This is a genomic window from Ruania rhizosphaerae, from assembly GCF_009805705.1.
Taxonomy (GTDB): Bacteria; Actinomycetota; Actinomycetes; order Actinomycetales; family Beutenbergiaceae; genus Ruania; species Ruania rhizosphaerae.
Map to the genome: position 1 here is coordinate 564902 of NZ_VSMB01000001.1, position 14205 is coordinate 579106.

General features: G+C 68.3%; 15 protein-coding genes. 8 read left to right on the top strand and 7 right to left on the bottom strand.

All coding sequences use genetic code 11. From position 1 onward, the window contains the following. Window positions 1–4 precede the first annotated feature (4 nt). The 3 genes from FV560_RS02410 (at window position 5) to FV560_RS02420 (ending at window position 3198) form a co-directional block, all read left to right on the top strand. Window positions 5–865, top strand: coding sequence for a carbohydrate ABC transporter permease (locus FV560_RS02410; RefSeq protein WP_159618866.1), 861 nt, complete (start codon window positions 5–7; stop codon window positions 863–865). An 82-nt stretch (window positions 866–947) separates the two neighbouring features. Then, window positions 948–2405, top strand: a complete 1458-nt coding sequence (locus tag FV560_RS02415; RefSeq protein WP_159618868.1) for an ABC transporter substrate-binding protein — start codon at window positions 948–950, stop codon at window positions 2403–2405. A 28-nt stretch (window positions 2406–2433) separates the two neighbouring features. Next, entirely contained in the window at window positions 2434–3198 is a 765-nt protein-coding gene (locus tag FV560_RS02420; RefSeq protein ID WP_159618870.1) for an SDR family NAD(P)-dependent oxidoreductase, read from the top strand. Between the two features lie 75 nt (window positions 3199–3273). Here FV560_RS02420 and FV560_RS02425 read toward each other — a convergent pair whose 3' ends face one another. Beyond that, window positions 3274–3636, bottom strand: coding sequence for a DUF6198 family protein (locus FV560_RS02425; RefSeq protein WP_200837492.1), 363 nt, complete (start codon window positions 3634–3636; stop codon window positions 3274–3276). A gap of 126 nt (window positions 3637–3762) precedes the next feature. Between FV560_RS02425 and FV560_RS02430 the strand changes: the two genes are divergently transcribed. The 3 genes from FV560_RS02430 (at window position 3763) to FV560_RS02440 (ending at window position 6205) form a co-directional block, all read left to right on the top strand. Next, on the top strand, window positions 3763–4260 hold the full coding sequence (locus FV560_RS02430; RefSeq protein WP_235019874.1) for a DinB family protein: 498 nt from the start codon (window positions 3763–3765) through the stop codon (window positions 4258–4260). Between the two features lie 214 nt (window positions 4261–4474). Continuing rightward, window positions 4475–5443 (top strand): zinc-binding dehydrogenase, encoded by a 969-nt coding sequence (locus FV560_RS02435; RefSeq protein ID WP_159618872.1) that lies wholly within the window; start codon window positions 4475–4477, stop codon window positions 5441–5443. Window positions 5444–5464: 21 nt separating this feature from the next. Further along, window positions 5465–6205, top strand: a complete 741-nt coding sequence (locus FV560_RS02440; RefSeq protein WP_159618874.1) for a class I SAM-dependent methyltransferase — start codon at window positions 5465–5467, stop codon at window positions 6203–6205. On the opposite strand, the gene FV560_RS02445 is transcribed toward FV560_RS02440, so the two are convergent. The 4 genes from FV560_RS02445 to FV560_RS02460 all read right to left on the bottom strand — a co-directional run bounded on the left by FV560_RS02445 (window position 6187) and on the right by FV560_RS02460 (window position 10063). After that, window positions 6187–7452, bottom strand: coding sequence for an MFS transporter (locus tag FV560_RS02445; RefSeq protein ID WP_159618876.1), 1266 nt, complete (start codon window positions 7450–7452; stop codon window positions 6187–6189). The two genes, FV560_RS02440 and FV560_RS02445, sit on opposite strands and share 19 nt — an antisense overlap. A 47-nt stretch (window positions 7453–7499) precedes the next feature. Beyond that, window positions 7500–8219 (bottom strand): MerR family transcriptional regulator, encoded by a 720-nt coding sequence (locus FV560_RS02450; protein ID WP_159618878.1) that lies wholly within the window; start codon window positions 8217–8219, stop codon window positions 7500–7502. A gap of 68 nt (window positions 8220–8287) precedes the next feature. Further along, window positions 8288–9535: an ATP-binding protein gene (locus tag FV560_RS02455; RefSeq protein ID WP_159618880.1), complete on the bottom strand. Its 1248-nt coding sequence runs from the start codon at window positions 9533–9535 to the stop codon at window positions 8288–8290. Between the two features lie 132 nt (window positions 9536–9667). Continuing rightward, window positions 9668–10063, bottom strand: coding sequence for a RidA family protein (locus tag FV560_RS02460; protein ID WP_159618882.1), 396 nt, complete (start codon window positions 10061–10063; stop codon window positions 9668–9670). A gap of 60 nt (window positions 10064–10123) precedes the next feature. Here FV560_RS02460 and soxR point away from each other — a divergent pair, with 60 nt between their 5' ends. Continuing rightward, window positions 10124–10585: a redox-sensitive transcriptional activator SoxR gene (gene soxR, locus FV560_RS02465; RefSeq protein ID WP_159618884.1), complete on the top strand. Its 462-nt coding sequence runs from the start codon at window positions 10124–10126 to the stop codon at window positions 10583–10585. Between the two features lie 57 nt (window positions 10586–10642). Here the strand turns inward: soxR and FV560_RS02470 are convergent, their stop codons facing one another. Both FV560_RS02470 and FV560_RS02475 read right to left on the bottom strand, forming a co-directional pair. Continuing rightward, window positions 10643–11617, bottom strand: a complete 975-nt coding sequence (locus FV560_RS02470; protein ID WP_159618886.1) for a 3-hydroxyacyl-CoA dehydrogenase family protein — start codon at window positions 11615–11617, stop codon at window positions 10643–10645. Between the two features lie 10 nt (window positions 11618–11627). Beyond that, entirely contained in the window at window positions 11628–12614 is a 987-nt protein-coding gene (locus tag FV560_RS02475; protein ID WP_159618888.1) for a sugar phosphate isomerase/epimerase family protein, read from the bottom strand. Window positions 12615–12862: 248 nt separating this feature from the next. Between FV560_RS02475 and FV560_RS02480 the strand changes: the two genes are divergently transcribed. Further along, entirely contained in the window at window positions 12863–13858 is a 996-nt protein-coding gene (locus FV560_RS02480; protein ID WP_159618890.1) for an LLM class flavin-dependent oxidoreductase, read from the top strand. Window positions 13859–14205: the final 347 nt, after the last annotated feature.

Consider the following 14205-nt stretch of genomic DNA (forward strand, 5'->3'; position numbering starts at 1 on the left):
GACGATGACGGAAACGACACCCCGGACCACGCGTCGGCTGGGCCGGCGGTTCTGGTGGTGGGTGCTGACCGCCCTGCTGCTGGCCTTGGCCTTCGTCTGGGTCTTCCCCTTCATCTGGATGGTCTCGGCCTCGCTGAAGACCTCCGGGGAGATCTTCGGCGGCGGACTGGGGCTGATCCCGGAGACGTTGCAGTGGGAGAACTACTCGCGCGCCTGGTTCGACGGGCAGTTCAACGTCTACCTCCTGAACACGGTGATCGTGACCGTGGCGACCACGGCGATCGTGGTGGTGCGGTGCGCCCTGGCGGGCTATGTGCTCGGGCGGTACCGGTTCCCGGGCTCCCGGCTGGTGATCGCGATCCTGGTGGCGACGCTGTTCGTGCCGACCGGCTACACGATCATCCCGGTGGTCAAGCTCTCGATGGAGCTCGGCCTGCTCGACACCCTCGCCGGGATGATCCTGGCGCTCGCCGGGGCGGCGAACGTGGCTTCGATCCTCATCTACGCCGGGTATTTCCGCGGGATGCCTGCCGAACTCGAGGAGGCTTCGATCGTCGACGGGGCCGGATTCGTGCGTACCTTCACGCAGATCATGCTGCCGTTGTCGATGCCGGTGACGGCGACCGTCGGCATCCTGACGTTCCTGTTCACCTGGAACGCCTTCTTCCTGCCGTTGGTGTTTTCCTTCTCCAACCCGGCGCTGCGCACCGTGAGTGTTGGCATGCAGGCGTTCGTGGGCGAGAACTCCACCGACTGGCCGGGAATGGCCGCAGCGGGTGTGATCTCGCTGCTGCCCATCGTGGCGCTGTTCGTGTTCATGCAGCGCTACTTCGTCGAAGGCATCGCCGGGGCGGTGAAGTCCTGACCCGAGACGTTCCCTCCGCTGCACAGTCTTCGACCCAGTTCCATCCAGCTCGACCCCTTCCGATCTCGATGAGGAGATTCACATGACTCGCAACGCACTCAGCCGCCGTCAACTGATGGGCGGTGCCGGACTCACCGGAATGGCCGGTCTGCTCGCCGCGTGTAGCGGGGAGAGCCCGCCGCCCGATCCTGCCGGAGGTGGTGACGGCGGCGGAGGCGGGGGCGGTAACGGCGAAGGCCTGAGCTGGTGGGACCACTTCGGTGGCCTGCAGGACCTGCACAACGAATGGGCGACCACTGAGGGCGACCGGATCGGCGTCCCGATCGAATACTCCTACAACGAACCCAGCCAGACCACCGAGGCGCTGCAAGTGGCGAACCAGACCGATTCGCTGCCGGACGTCTTCTCCAACGTGCTCGGTCTGCCGCTGCCGGCGTTGGTCGAGGCGGGATGGCTCAGCCCGATCACCCTCTCTGACGAGGCGATGGCACGCCTGCCGGAGGGGACGTTCACTGAAGGAATCACCATGATGGACGGGGAGATCTACGGTCTTCCCGCCCTCTCGGACCGGCAGTACTGGGCGTGTACCTGGTACAACTCCGAGATCGCTGAGGAGGTCGGCTTCGAGCCGCCGTCCAGCTACGACGAGATGCGGGCGGCTCTCCAGGCGATCGCCGATCACGGCGAGTACGCCCCGATGACCCTGGCCCTCGGAGCGGCCGGACGCATCCGCGACCAGGTGGACGGCCTCGCCCAGGGCGGTGGCTTCCCGGGCTGGCAGGGTCTGCGCTATGACACCGGCGAGTACGAGTACCAGCACGACACCTACATCAATGCGATCGAGCTGCTGAAGGAGATCTCCGACAACGGCTGGCTGCTGCCGGGGACCAACTCCTTCCAGATCCCCGATGCTCGTGGTCGCTGGGCAGCAGGGCAGATCGGGTTCTTCATCGACGGTCCGTGGTCACCGGGTGGCGTGCGCTCGCTGAACGCCGAGCACCTGCCCAGGATGGCGGTGGCCGGGATGCTGACCCCGGGTGGTGAGGAGCTGATCATCACTCGTGGTGCTCCGGCACCGACGTGGTTCATCGCCGGGTCCAGCGCCAACCCTGAGGCCGCCAGTCAGCTGGTGGAGACCTTCACGCGTGATGACTACCAGCGGGCATTGGCCGAGGCGATGGACCAGCCGCCGTTGAACCTGGACGTAGTGGCCGAGGCGGACGTGATCGACCCGTATGCCTGGCTGATCGAGGACTTCAAGGAGCGGGTGTTCCGCGCTCCGGAGCCCGAGGTCCGCAACGTCGCCGCCACGGAGGCGCTGGCGCGGACCACGCCGATCGCACCGCACCTGGGCGACATCATCCAGGGCTACCTGGGCGGTGACATCAGCGACCTGCAGGGCGAGCTGGTCAAGCTCAGTGACGCGTTCAACTCCGACCTCGACTCCGCCATCGAGTCCGCGGCCGCTGAGGGCTTCGAGGTCTCACGCGATGACTGGGCGTTCTCGGACTGGGAACGCGGCACCGACTACACCTACTGACGCTTCGAGCGAGAGAAGGACGACAAGCATGGACACGTTCCCTAGTGAACGCACGGCGATCGTCACCGGGGCAGGCTCGCCCCGGGGCATCGGGCGGGCGGTGGCGCACCGGCTGGCCAGGGATGGCTGGGCGCTCGGCCTGCTCGACATCGACGGCGCCGCCGTCCGGGGCCTGGCCGAGGAGATCGTCGCGGCCGGTGGCCGGGCCGCAGGAGCCGGGGTGGATGTGTCCGACCGCGACGCCGTGCGCGCCGCTGTGGCCGAGGTGACGGACGCACTGCCGCCGGTGCTGGCGCTCGCGAACATCGCGGGCGTCAGCTCCCCGGTGCCCTACCTGGAGTTGGAGGACGGCGAGTGGGAGCGGGTGCTGCGCACGAACCTGTTCGGGGTGCACTATCTGACGGCGGCCGTCGCCCCTGCCATGGTGGCGGCCGGGGGTGGGCGGATCGTGTCCATTTCGTCGGTCTCGGCCCAACGCGGTGGCGGCACCTACTCCAAGACCCCGTACTCGGTGGCCAAGGCCGGCGTGATCGGGCTGACCCGGTCGCTGGCGCGTGAACTCGGGCCATATGGGATCACCGCGAATGCGATCGCTCCGGGGCCCATCGACACCGACATCATGGGCGGCACCCTCTCCGAGGAACGCAAGGCCGAGCTCGTGGGTGACCTCGTGGTGAACCGGGTGGGCACCGTGGACGACATCGCGGCTTCCGTGGCCTTCCTGGTGGGGGAGGAGTCCGGGTACATCACAGGGCAGACGTTGAATGTGGACGGCGGGTTGTACATGCACTGAGCCGGCTACATCGGCTCGTAGGAGATGGCTCTCGGAGCTCGCGCATCGTGCACCTGGTCCCGCGTACCCAGGTCCTCACGCACCCGGCACGAGCCCACCCCGGGTCAGCAGCGCCTGGGTGAGTGGTCCGATGGTGAGGGCGAACAGCACGGTGCCCACACCGAGGCGCCCACCGAGGAGAACTCCGACGAGGACGACCGTGAGTTCCAGTGCGGTGCGGACCAGTCGTATCGAGAGCCCGGTCCGCCGGGGCAGGCCGGTCATCAGCCCGTCCCGTGGCCCACGCCCGAGCTGGGCGCCGACGTACAGGGCTGTAGCCAGGGCGCATAGCAGGATGCCTCCGAGCATCAGCCCCACCCGCGCTGCCAGGACATCGGGCCGATCAAGAAGGGCGAGCGTCACATCGGCGGAGATACCAACGACGATTGCGTTGGCCACCGTGCCCAGGCCGGGCTTGACCAGAGTGGCTCAGGAGTACATAGGCCCCACGAGGCAGTCGGCAGAGCGTTGCCAGAACGGCAAGATCTCCTGGTGCAGGTGGGTGGTCGTGCCAGGGTGGCGGGTATGACCCCCATGAACCGGGCAGGCCGTCGAGATCATCCGCCTCCGCGGACCGGTCCGAGTGAGAAGGAGGTGCTTGTCGGGTTCCTGGACTACCTGCGCGGGAGCGTCGCCGCCAAGGTCGACGGCGTACCCGAGCCGGAGGTCAGGGAACCTGGGGTGCCATCGGGCACCAACCTGCTCGGCCTGATCCACCACCTGACGCATGTGGAACGCGCACTGTTCCTCGGAGTGCAGGTGCGCAGCTGGCCCGCGACCTTCCGTGCACCCCGATCCTCCAGCGTCGAGGACGTCGTCTCCGCTTATTACGACGCCGTCGACCAGTCGAACGCCGTCATCGACGCCTGTGAGGACCTGGCCGGATCGGATTGGCGGCCCGAGGCGAAAGATGCCTGTCCGTCCCTGCGGTGGGCGTTGACGCACATGGTCGAAGAGACCGGCCGCCATGCCGGTCACGCAGATATCCTGCGTGAGCAGATCGACGGACGTACCGGTCGTTGATGAGCGTGCGGACTTGAGTCCGCGCTGAAGCGCACCCCGTGTGGTGGTCGGTCTCGGCCGCTGCACGTCCGGTCCGCTCCAGCACGCCCCGGGTGGTGGCGGCGTAACGAACTCCTTCAACTCGCGCTTGACCTCAACCAAAGGTGAGGTTTCAGACTGATCATCGAACGGGTGGCTGCTGCTGCCCGTCGCGATCAGTTGAGAGGTGGAGCGCATGCGAGCAGTGCGAGTGTCCGAGTACGGCGGGCCGGAGGTTCTGGTGCCGGTGGAGTTGCCCGACCCGGTGGCCGCCGCTGGTGAGGTCGTGCTGCGAGCCGAGGCGATCGACACCATCTACCTCGAGACGCAGATTCGCGGTGGCTGGGGCGAGATGTTCGGCGTTGAGCTGCCGTATGTGCCAGGCGGTGCGGCCGCGGGGACTGTGGTCGCCGTCGGTCCGGGCGTCGATCCGTCCTGGCGCGGCCGGCGGGTGCTGGCGCGGCTGGGCACCCAGGGTGCGTACGCCGAACTCGTCCGCACCAGCATCGACCAGTTGGTGCCTGTCCCGGATGGCCTCGGTCTGCGGGAGGCAGCCGCTCTGGCGCACGACGGCGTCACCGGCATGGGAATCCTGGAGGCCATGGCCATCAAGCCGAGTGAGCGAGTGCTCATCCTCGGTGCTGCGGGCGGGATGGGAACGCTGCTCGTCCAGCTCGCGCATGCGGCGGGTGCGCAGGTGGTCGGAGCTGCCCGGGGCGCGCAGAAACTGGACCTGGTCAAGCGACTGGGCGCGGACGCCGTGATCGACTACTCCGAAGCTGGGTGGACGCAGAGCGTGCAGGAGGCACTCGGGGGTCTGCCGGTTGACGTACTGCTTGACGGTGTCGGCGGCGCGCTCGGTACTGAGGCGTTCGCACTGGTTGCTCATGGTGGCCGCGTCTCTGCCCACGGGGCAGCGAGTGGTGGGTTCGCCGAGCTCGATGAGGCGGATGTGAGCGCGCGAGGAATCCTGGTGCGAGGGATCGAAGACGTACAGTTCGAGACGTCGCAGGCGCGGCGGTTGGCAACCGAGGCGCTCGCCCAGGCGGCGGCCGGGAGTGTTCGTCCGGTGATTGCCCGGGAGTTCGCGCTCTCGGATGCGGCCGAGGTGCACCGTGCGATCGAAGCTCGTTCCATTCCAGGGAAGGCCATCCTCGTTCCCTGATCAGTCCACCAAGGGGGCGCAATGACCAACAGTGCGATGGGAACATCCTTCGGCGCGGCGACTACTGCCTACGAGGCGGGTCGTCCCTCCTATCCAGCGGCCGCCGTCGACCGGATGCTCGCCGGTGCCCAGCGCGAGGTGAGCGACATCGTCGACGTGGGTGCGGGCACAGGCAAGCTCACCGCGGCGTTGGTGGGCGAGGGCCGCAACGTCACCGCCATCGATCCGGACGAGGCAATGCTCACCACCCTGGCGAGCAACCTGCCCGAGGTGAGCACCGCCGTCGGGACGGCGGAGAACCTGCCGCTGGCAGAGGCGAGCCAGGACGCCGTGGTGCTCGGGCAGGCCTGGCACTGGGTGGACCCGGCCACAGCATCGGCGGAGATCGCGCGCGTGCTGCGGCCGGGTGGCGTGCTCGGCCTGATCTGGAACATCCGCGACGAACGCACCGAATGGGTGGCCCGGATGAGTCGCATCATCCACCTCAGCGCCGCCGAGCAACTCATCTCCGGTACCGGGCCGCAGATCGCAGCCCCGTTCGGTGAGGCGGAACAGCACCGGATCGAGTGGACCCGCACCATGGACCGCGCCACGATCGAGGCGATGGTCGCCTCGCGCAGCTACTACATCACCGCCAGTGACGACGATCGACGACGCATCGACGACGGCCTGACCACGCTCATCGACGAGTTGGGCCTGACCGCCGCCGATGCCACCATCGACTTCCCCTACGTCACGGTGGCCTACCGCGCCACCTGCTGACTCTCACCGGGCTGACTCGGTTGCTCGTCGGGCGACTGCGCAACCACCGGTCGGAGATCGCGCGGTCGCGCGGTGAAGAGCGCCACCACGGTCAGGACCGCCCAGAGCGCGGCGATCACTGCGGCCGCACCCTGCAGGCTCCACGCCTCGGTCAGGGCAGCGGCCCCCATGATGCCGATCCCTGGTGCGAGGCTGAGCAGCGCGTTCTGCGTGCCCATGACACGCCCACGCATAGCGTCCGGGATGTGTTCGAGCGAGAGCACGCCCACCAGTCCACCGAACAGTCCGCTGGCCAGCCCCACCACGAATGCGCCGACCAGGATCAGCGGTGTGGAGTGCAGCGTCGCGATGACGATGAACCCGAGCGTCGCGCCGATCATCCCGGTCCGCAGCCACGCAGCACGAGCACCGCCCGGCTTGGCGAGGACGGCGTAAATGCCACTGCCGATCAGGAGCCCAACCGCGAGTGCGCTGAGCACGAACCCGAGCAGCGCCGTCTCATTCACCGCCGTGAAGTGCACGGGAAGAACCAGACCCTGAAAACTCGCCAGCACCACGCCGCTGACCACGCTGATGGCCGTGAGCAGGATCAGGATCCGGCTGCGCACCAGCGTCGACAACCCTTCGCGGAACTGATGGACGGCACCGCGTGGTGCGGATGAGTCGGTGGCGGCGGTGATGGCGCCGAGGCGCCTCGGGATGGTGAAGGTGATGAGCGCGGCGACCAAGGACGTGCCTGCCGTCACCCACAGCACGCTCGACCCCTCGAGCAGCGCCACCAGCGTGCCTGCGATGGCCGGGCCCACCACGAGCACCGCGGCGCCGATCGACTCCCGGATCCCGAGCAGCCGTTCTTTCGAGAGCCCGCTTTCGGCCACGATCGCCGGCAGCAGCGCCTCGCGGGCGGTCTGGCCGGGAATGTCGCCGAGTGAGCCGATCACGCCGAAGAGGACGAAGATGCCGACGGTGAGATCGGTGAACAGGTCGATGAACGGCAGGGCGGCCACGGCGGCTGCCGAGAGCATGTCGGTGACCACGGAGGAGGTGCGCCGGTTGATCCGGTCGATCACCACGCCCATGAAGATCCCTGCCAGGAAGGCCGGGATCGCTGTGGCCGCGGCCACGGTGCCCGCACCCAGCACGCTGCCGGTGCTCTGCAGCACCACGAGCGGGATGGCGATCGCTGCGATCGAGTTCCCGAGCAAGGAGAAGACGTAAGAGGCGAAGTAGGTGAGGGAGTAGCGCATGCCCCTTATCTGAAACTATGACGTTACGACAAGGTCAACAGCCGTGGTCAAGGTTGACGGTCGAGGCGTGCGAGGACGTCGAGCTGCGGCTCGGTGAACGCTTGCGCCCGGTATTGCTCGACGAGGGTGTTGACCCGGGTGTTCTGCAGCTCAGGCATCGGTGCCGTTGCGAGTATGGCCCGCAGCTCCTCCGCGATCCGATCTCGCTCCGCCTCAGGTGTGGAGTCGGTGACCGCGAGCAATTCGCTCATCGCCGCCGCGAGCCGGCGGCGCTGGTGGGGATCGGCGACCATGGCCTCGGCATAGGCCCTCACCTGCGCGTGGGTGTCCGGATCACCGGCGCTCATCAACAGGGTGAGATCGGCTTCGAGTCGCCTCGCTGCCGCGTTGGTGAGCATGCTGCGCGCCAGCTCATCCAACTGCCCATAGTTCGCTGGCGCTTCCGGTAGCGGCGAGGTCCGGGCCGCGCGGACGATCTCGAGCTGGCGGGTGAGCGTGTTGATCTGATCGCGCAGCGCCTCCTCCAGGCCGGCGAGCTCGTCTTCGATTCCGCTGTCGGGCAGGTCGAGGAGCCCGCGGATGCGGTCCAGACCGAGCCCGAGGCCTACGAGATGGCGGATGCGCAGCATCCTCGTCACGTCCAGCACGGAGTACTCGCGATAGCCGTTGATCCGCCGCTCCGGCTCCGGCAGCAGCCCGATCTGGTGATAGTGCCGCACCGTGCGTGACGTGACGCCCGCGAGTTCGGCCAGTTCCCCGATCCGCATCCGCACCTCCTGGTGGCAGCCTATGGGTGTGGGGGGCGCCGTGTGGGCGGCGGCTCGTGATGGCGTCCTCACACCGACCAGAGCGCGTCGATCGGGACGGCGGTGAGCCGGTCACCCATGGGCCGTGAGCGGTCACCGGTATACAGGACATACCCGCCGACGAAGCGATCACCGAGTCCCTCGCGCAGGACTGTCAGGCCGGTGAGATCCTTCTTCTGCACGGTCGCGGCGGCCTTCACCTCGATCGCCACGACGCGTCCGTCCGGCGCTTCGAGCACGAGGTCCACCTCACTGCCGCGGGAGTTGCGGTAGTGGTGCATCGTGGCTCGCTGGTGGCTCCAGCCCAGTTGCCGTCGGATCTCGCCGATCACAAACCCCTCCATCAGACCTCCGGTCGCCACGTGGGTAGGGCCCATCGCCTCCGGTGAGAGTCCGAGCAGGCTCGCGGCGAGACCACTGTCGAGGAGGAAGAGTTTGGGCTGCTTCACCTCCCGTGCGGTGAGGTTGACCGACCAGGCAGGCAGCGTATGCACCAGATAGAGCGTCTCCAGCAGCCCGACGTAGGGGTCCAGCGTGCGTCGCGGGATCTGTGAGTCGTTCGCGAGGGAGTTCCACACCATGGTGCTGCCGCTGCGTGCTGCGATGAGGCGTAGCAGCCGGGGGAGGTCGGCCAGCCGCTGGAGGCCCGAGATGTCGACCGCGTCCCGGTTGACGATTCGGCTGAGGTACGTGTCGTACCAGTCCTCCCGCCGCCGGGGGGAACGCCTCATCGCCTCGGGGTAGCCCCCTGCGCAGGCGCGGGCGAGGTAGTCCTCGCGAGTGAGGGTGCTTGAGTGGTCGCCGAACGTGTGGCCGCGGAAGGCGTGATCGGGAAAAGAGGCGGCCTGACCGGCCAGCTCGCTCTGACTGAAGGAGTGCAGGACCACGCTCTCTGCTCGGCCTGCGAGCGATTCGTGGGTAGAAGCGAGATCGAGAAGGTTCGCCGATCCGGTGACGAGGTAGCGGCCGGGCCGCTGGTCACGGTCCACGGCCGCTTTGAGCGCAATGACCAGCTCAGGTACTCGCTGGATCTCGTCCACCACGAGTAGGCCGTCGGGATTCTGCTGCAGGAAGCCCACCGGGTCCTCGCCCGCGAAGACGCGTGCCTCAGTGTCGTCCAGCGTGACGATCCTTCCCGGGCGCTCGGCCAGTACCTGGTGAGCGAGGGTCGACTTCCCCACCTGCCGGGCACCCTGGATCACCACGATCCGCGTGTCGTCCAGGGCTTCGAGAACACGCGGGAACAGCGATCTCGCGCGGATCTGCGGCTCGGTCACCACCCAAATCTACACTCGGTCTCGCCGTTTCACCAGGCAGTGCTCGCCGTTCTGCCACCCCGTGCCCGCCGTTTCACCACCTTCTGCTCGCCGTTTTACCACCGCGCAGCGAGCCCTCACGGCGGCTGACACTCAGCGGACGGCGATGGCATCGATCTCGACGAGCAGGTCCGGATGGCCGAGAGCACTGACTTGCGAGAGAACCCCAGGAGGGCTCACCGATGCTGCGGCGAAGGCGCGGTCGAGCACCTCGCCCGCGCCGGCCTGGAACGCTGCGACGTCCGTGACATGCGTGTTCAGCTGGACCACGTCGCTCAACGTCATACCGGCGGCTTCGAGCACCCGGTGGACGTTGGCGAGGGCGAGTTCAACCTGCGCGCGCAGGTCGCCCGGGTGCTGCGGTTCGCCGTCGTCGGACATCGCCGTCTGACCGGACACGAACAGCCACGACGTGGGTGCGGTGACCAGCACGCCCTGATCGTCGGCGAAGTGCCAGTTGAAGGGGTTGATGCTCGTCTTGTCAGCCATGCGCGTCTCCCATCTGTCCGAGCGCCCTGCCAGGACGAGGACGACGCTAGAATCTCAACCATGGTTGAGGTCAACCCGCGCGCGACGCTGACACCCGGCGAGGTCGCCGCCCGTGCCGGGGTGGCCGTGTCGGCGCTGCACTTCTACGAGCGCGAGGGCCTGATCAGCAGCACCCGGACGGCCGGGAATCAGCGCCGGTACCGCCGCGACGTGCTCCGCCGGCTCGCCTTCGTGCGGGTGGCTCAGCGCGTAGGCATCCCGCTGGCGCGCGTGCGCGATGAGCTGTCCCGCCTCCCCGACGAGCGCACTCCCAGCCGACGGGACTGGCAGCGCCTCTCCGCGGCGTGGCGCGACGAACTCGAGGAGCGGATCCGCCGGCTCGAACAGCTTCGCGACGACTTCACCAGCTGCATCGGTTGTGGCTGCCTCTCACTGCGGCAGTGCGCGCTCGCCAACCCGGGGGACGCGTTGGGCGGGCACGGGCCGGGCCCGCGCCTGCTCGAGGACGACTCGAGCAGCTGATCCCGCCGCCTGACCAGGCCCGGCCGGCCGTTCTGCCAGCGCGTGCGCGAACCCTGACTACGCCGGAGGCGTGCCCTTCGGTGCCGGGCCGAGCTCGCTGAGGAGGTCAGCCATGCGTTTGTACGCGCGGTTGCGGTAGGCGATGAGCTCGGCCCGTGTGTCGTCGTCGAAGTCGCCGGTCAGGCCCTTGCCGTTCTTCGCGCCGTGCCGTCCGGCCGCCACGGCGTCGGAGATCAACGACGGCGTCCCGAGCCTTTCGCCGTACGCCTCGCCCAGGGTGCCGTAGCCACTGGCGTACACGTCCAGGCCGGCCTGGTCGGCGATGGCGAACGGGCCGAAGAAGCCCAGCCGGAAGCCGAACGTCGTACGCACGATCGTGTCGACGTCCTCGACGGTGGCCACACCCTCCTCGACGACGGCGGTCGCCTCCTTGAGCAGGGCGTACTGCAGGCGGTTCAGCACCATTCCGGGCGTGTCGGCCACCTGGGCGCCCTGACGGCCGATGCGCACGAGGAGAGCCTTGATGGCCTCGACGACCTCCGCCGTCGTGGCCTCTCCGGCGACCAGCTCGACGCCCGGGATGAAGGGGGCGGGGTTGGAGAAGTGCACGGTGAGGAAGCGCTCGGGGCCCTGCACGGCAGGGACGAGCACGTGCACGGGGATGGTGGAGGTGTTGGTGCCGATGATCGCGTCGGGGCGGGCGGCGGCGCTGATGCGGGCGAGCACGTCGTGCTTGACGTCGGCACGCTCGAAGACGGCTTCCTCGATGAGGTCGACGTCCGCCACGGCTTCCTCGAGGGAGTCGGCGGCGGTGAGGTTGGCGCGGATTCGGTCGGTGCTGCCCGGCTCGTAGAGGCCGTCGGCCTCGAACTCGGCGGCCTCACGAAGGAGGCGATCTAGGCCGGCCTGGGTGGCCTCGGGGGTGGTGTCGACGATGGTGGTGCTGATCCCGGCGTTGGCGAAGATCTGCGCGATGCCGCCGCCCATGTAGCCGGCGCCGACCACGGTGACGGTCTCGATGGTCCTGCTCATACTTTGCTCCTCAGCGGGTGGGCTGGTCGGGTCGGTTCAGGGCCGAACCCAGCACTTGACGGATGTAGTCACGATTCTCGGCGCACACGCCGATGGAGTCACTGCCGTAGTGCTCGGTGCAGAACGGGCCGCGGTAGCCCAGCTCTAGGGCGCGGCGGATGACCGCGCGGTAGTTGATCACCCCGTACTTCAGTGGCACCGGGGCGGAGGAGTAGGAGCCGGTGGTCGGATCCTCGTCGCGGGTGTAGCTCTTGATGTGCCAGAAGTTCGAGTACGGCAGCACCGTCTCGAACAGGTCGATCATGCCGGGCGAGCTGGGGATCGGGCGGTGCAGGCGCACCAGGTTGCCGATGTCCGGATTGAGACCGACGGCGTCGTGGCCGACGTCCTTGACGAACTGGACGGCGTCCTCCGGGGTCCCGACGTAGGTGTCCTCGTACATCTCCAGGCTGACCTGGATGCCGTTGGCGGCGGCGTGGTCGCCGAGCTCGCGGATGCGCTCGATGGCGAGGGGGCGTAGTTCTGGATCGTCCTCGTGGCCTGGCTCGAGCCAGAACCAGAGTGCTTTCTGTTGTGCAGGCGTGAGGCCCTGCATGAACCCGACGTTGACGATCGAGGCGCCGACCTCGGGGGCGATGTCGAGGAAGCGGTGGGCGTCGGCGAGGTTCTGCTCGCCGTTCGTGCGGTCGACCACGCTGCTGCGGGTCATCGAGATCGAGGAGATGCCCAGGCCCTCGTCGGCCAGCACGCTCCGGAACTCGTCCAGGCGCTCCGGGCTGAGCTTGGCCAGGGAGAGCCAGGCGTCCGTGGGGTCGATGTGGTCGAAACCGAGCTCGCGGACTTGGCGCAGCTGGCCGGCCCAGGTGACGGCGGGGGCGTCGATCGTGGGGGTGCCATCCGGCGTCGTAGCGCCGAAGGTGAGCATGTTGCAGGCGATCGGCCAGGTCTCGGCCGTCCAGTCTGCTGGGTCGGGGGGCGGCGTTGCTCGCGATTCCATATTATATAGGATAGCACTCGGGTTCGAGGCGGCTAGGTCAACGGTAGTCGGCGCTGGTTGGATAGCGGCACCGGCCGTGTGCTTTCGAGTGGACTCCACGGCGTGCCGGCACGACGGGGCCGCACTGCGGTTGGGGCTGTGATTCAGGCCGGCGTGCGGCCGGCAGCGGCCCGGACCTGAGTCACTGAGCACCTGTCCCGGCGCCACTGCCGCGGGCCCCCGCCCCACGACCACCTAAGGACGACGACATGGCCACAACTGCCCACATCTCCACCGACCCCGATGCGCCATCGGCACCTACCGGCCGCCGTATCGGCGTGATGCTCCCGCGCGATCTGCCGCCCCACGAAGTGCTTCAGTTCGCGCGGCAGGCTGACTCGCTCGGCTTCGACGAACTGTGGGTCATAGAGGACCTCGGCTTCCGCGGCGGTGTGGCGCAAGCGGCCGCGGTGCTGGCGGCCACCTCGCGCATCACCGTCGGCATCGGAATCACGCCCGCCGCGGTGCGTCACGCAGCGTTCGCGGCGATGGAGATCGCCACGCTCGGGCAGCTCTTTCCCGGCCGCATCGTTGCCGGCCTCGGCCACGGGATGCCGGCGTGGATGCGCAGTCTTGGCCTGTGGCCCGCGAGCCCGCTGACCCTCCTCGAGGAAACCGCCACAGCGGTCCGGTCGGTGCTCCGCGGTGAGGCCGTCCCTCAGGGCCGGTACGTCACGCTCGAACACGAGGAGTTCACCGAGCTACCCGACGTCGTTCCTCCCGTGCTTCTGGGAGTTCGCGGACCGCGGTCGCTGGCGCTCTCGGGCCGGATCGCTGACGGGACACTGCTGGCCGAGCCGGCTCCACCGACCTACATTCGAGCGGCGCGCAGCCACATCTCGGCCACCGGTCCACACCAGCTCATCACCTACGACGTTGCGGCAGTCAGCAAAGACAGTGGACTGGCCCTCGAGGCGGTCCGCCCTGGGCTCGCCTACATCGGCGAGCCCGACTGGGCACCCCACCTTGTCGGCCTCGACTTCGCAGACGACCTCGCGGCGTTGCGTGCTCGATGCGAATCACCCCAAGAGTTCGCGCGCCAACTCCCGCTCACCTGGGTCGACGCTCTCAGCCTTGCCGGAACGCCGGAAGGAATCCGGGCAAAGATCGCTGCGCGCCACGACGCCGGTGCCACTAGCGTCGTGCTCACACCGGTCGGCGAGAATCGCCTCTCCCAGCTGGAGCAACTCGCCCAGGTCCAGTAACGCTCACCCGTCCGATGCGCTCCCTAGGTTCGCGGGTGACGTCGTCATCAAGGCCGCGGCTGCCGCCTGGGTCCGTGCGACGGGGCCAGCTCGCGGTGGCCCCGGCCCAGGCGAACATGTCGCCCGGGTCGGCATGGCTGAACGGCCGCTCCAGGGTTTGGTCCTCGCCCGCGTCGAACCCGTCCTGGGAGAGGGTGAAGCAGTGAACTCTGAGCAGTTGATCCATGGGAGCCTTCCGTGCTCGCGATAGCCACGTGTCTCGGCGGTTACCGGGGTGGGTGTGAGGCCGCGAGGTGGTCCGCCAAGGCGTCCAGTGTCGAGGCGAGGCCGTTAGCGGCGCGCTCCGT

Coding starts and splice junctions, on each gene's coding strand:
- FV560_RS02410 (WP_159618866.1), top strand. CDS start 5: ATGACGGAAACGACACCCCGGACCACGCGTCGGCTGGGCCGGCGGTTC.
- FV560_RS02415 (WP_159618868.1), top strand. CDS start 948: ATGACTCGCAACGCACTCAGCCGCCGTCAACTGATGGGCGGTGCCGGA.
- FV560_RS02420 (WP_159618870.1), top strand. CDS start 2,434: ATGGACACGTTCCCTAGTGAACGCACGGCGATCGTCACCGGGGCAGGC.
- FV560_RS02430 (WP_235019874.1), top strand. CDS start 3,763: ATGACCCCCATGAACCGGGCAGGCCGTCGAGATCATCCGCCTCCGCGG.
- FV560_RS02435 (WP_159618872.1), top strand. CDS start 4,475: ATGCGAGCAGTGCGAGTGTCCGAGTACGGCGGGCCGGAGGTTCTGGTG.
- FV560_RS02440 (WP_159618874.1), top strand. CDS start 5,465: ATGACCAACAGTGCGATGGGAACATCCTTCGGCGCGGCGACTACTGCC.
- FV560_RS02445 (WP_159618876.1), bottom strand. CDS start 7,452: ATGCGCTACTCCCTCACCTACTTCGCCTCTTACGTCTTCTCCTTGCTC.
- FV560_RS02450 (WP_159618878.1), bottom strand. CDS start 8,219: ATGCGGATCGGGGAACTGGCCGAACTCGCGGGCGTCACGTCACGCACG.
- FV560_RS02460 (WP_159618882.1), bottom strand. CDS start 10,063: ATGGCTGACAAGACGAGCATCAACCCCTTCAACTGGCACTTCGCCGAC.
- soxR (WP_159618884.1), top strand. CDS start 10,124: ATGGTTGAGGTCAACCCGCGCGCGACGCTGACACCCGGCGAGGTCGCC.
- FV560_RS02470 (WP_159618886.1), bottom strand. CDS start 11,617: ATGAGCAGGACCATCGAGACCGTCACCGTGGTCGGCGCCGGCTACATG.
- FV560_RS02475 (WP_159618888.1), bottom strand. CDS start 12,614: ATGGAATCGCGAGCAACGCCGCCCCCCGACCCAGCAGACTGGACGGCC.
- FV560_RS02480 (WP_159618890.1), top strand. CDS start 12,863: ATGGCCACAACTGCCCACATCTCCACCGACCCCGATGCGCCATCGGCA.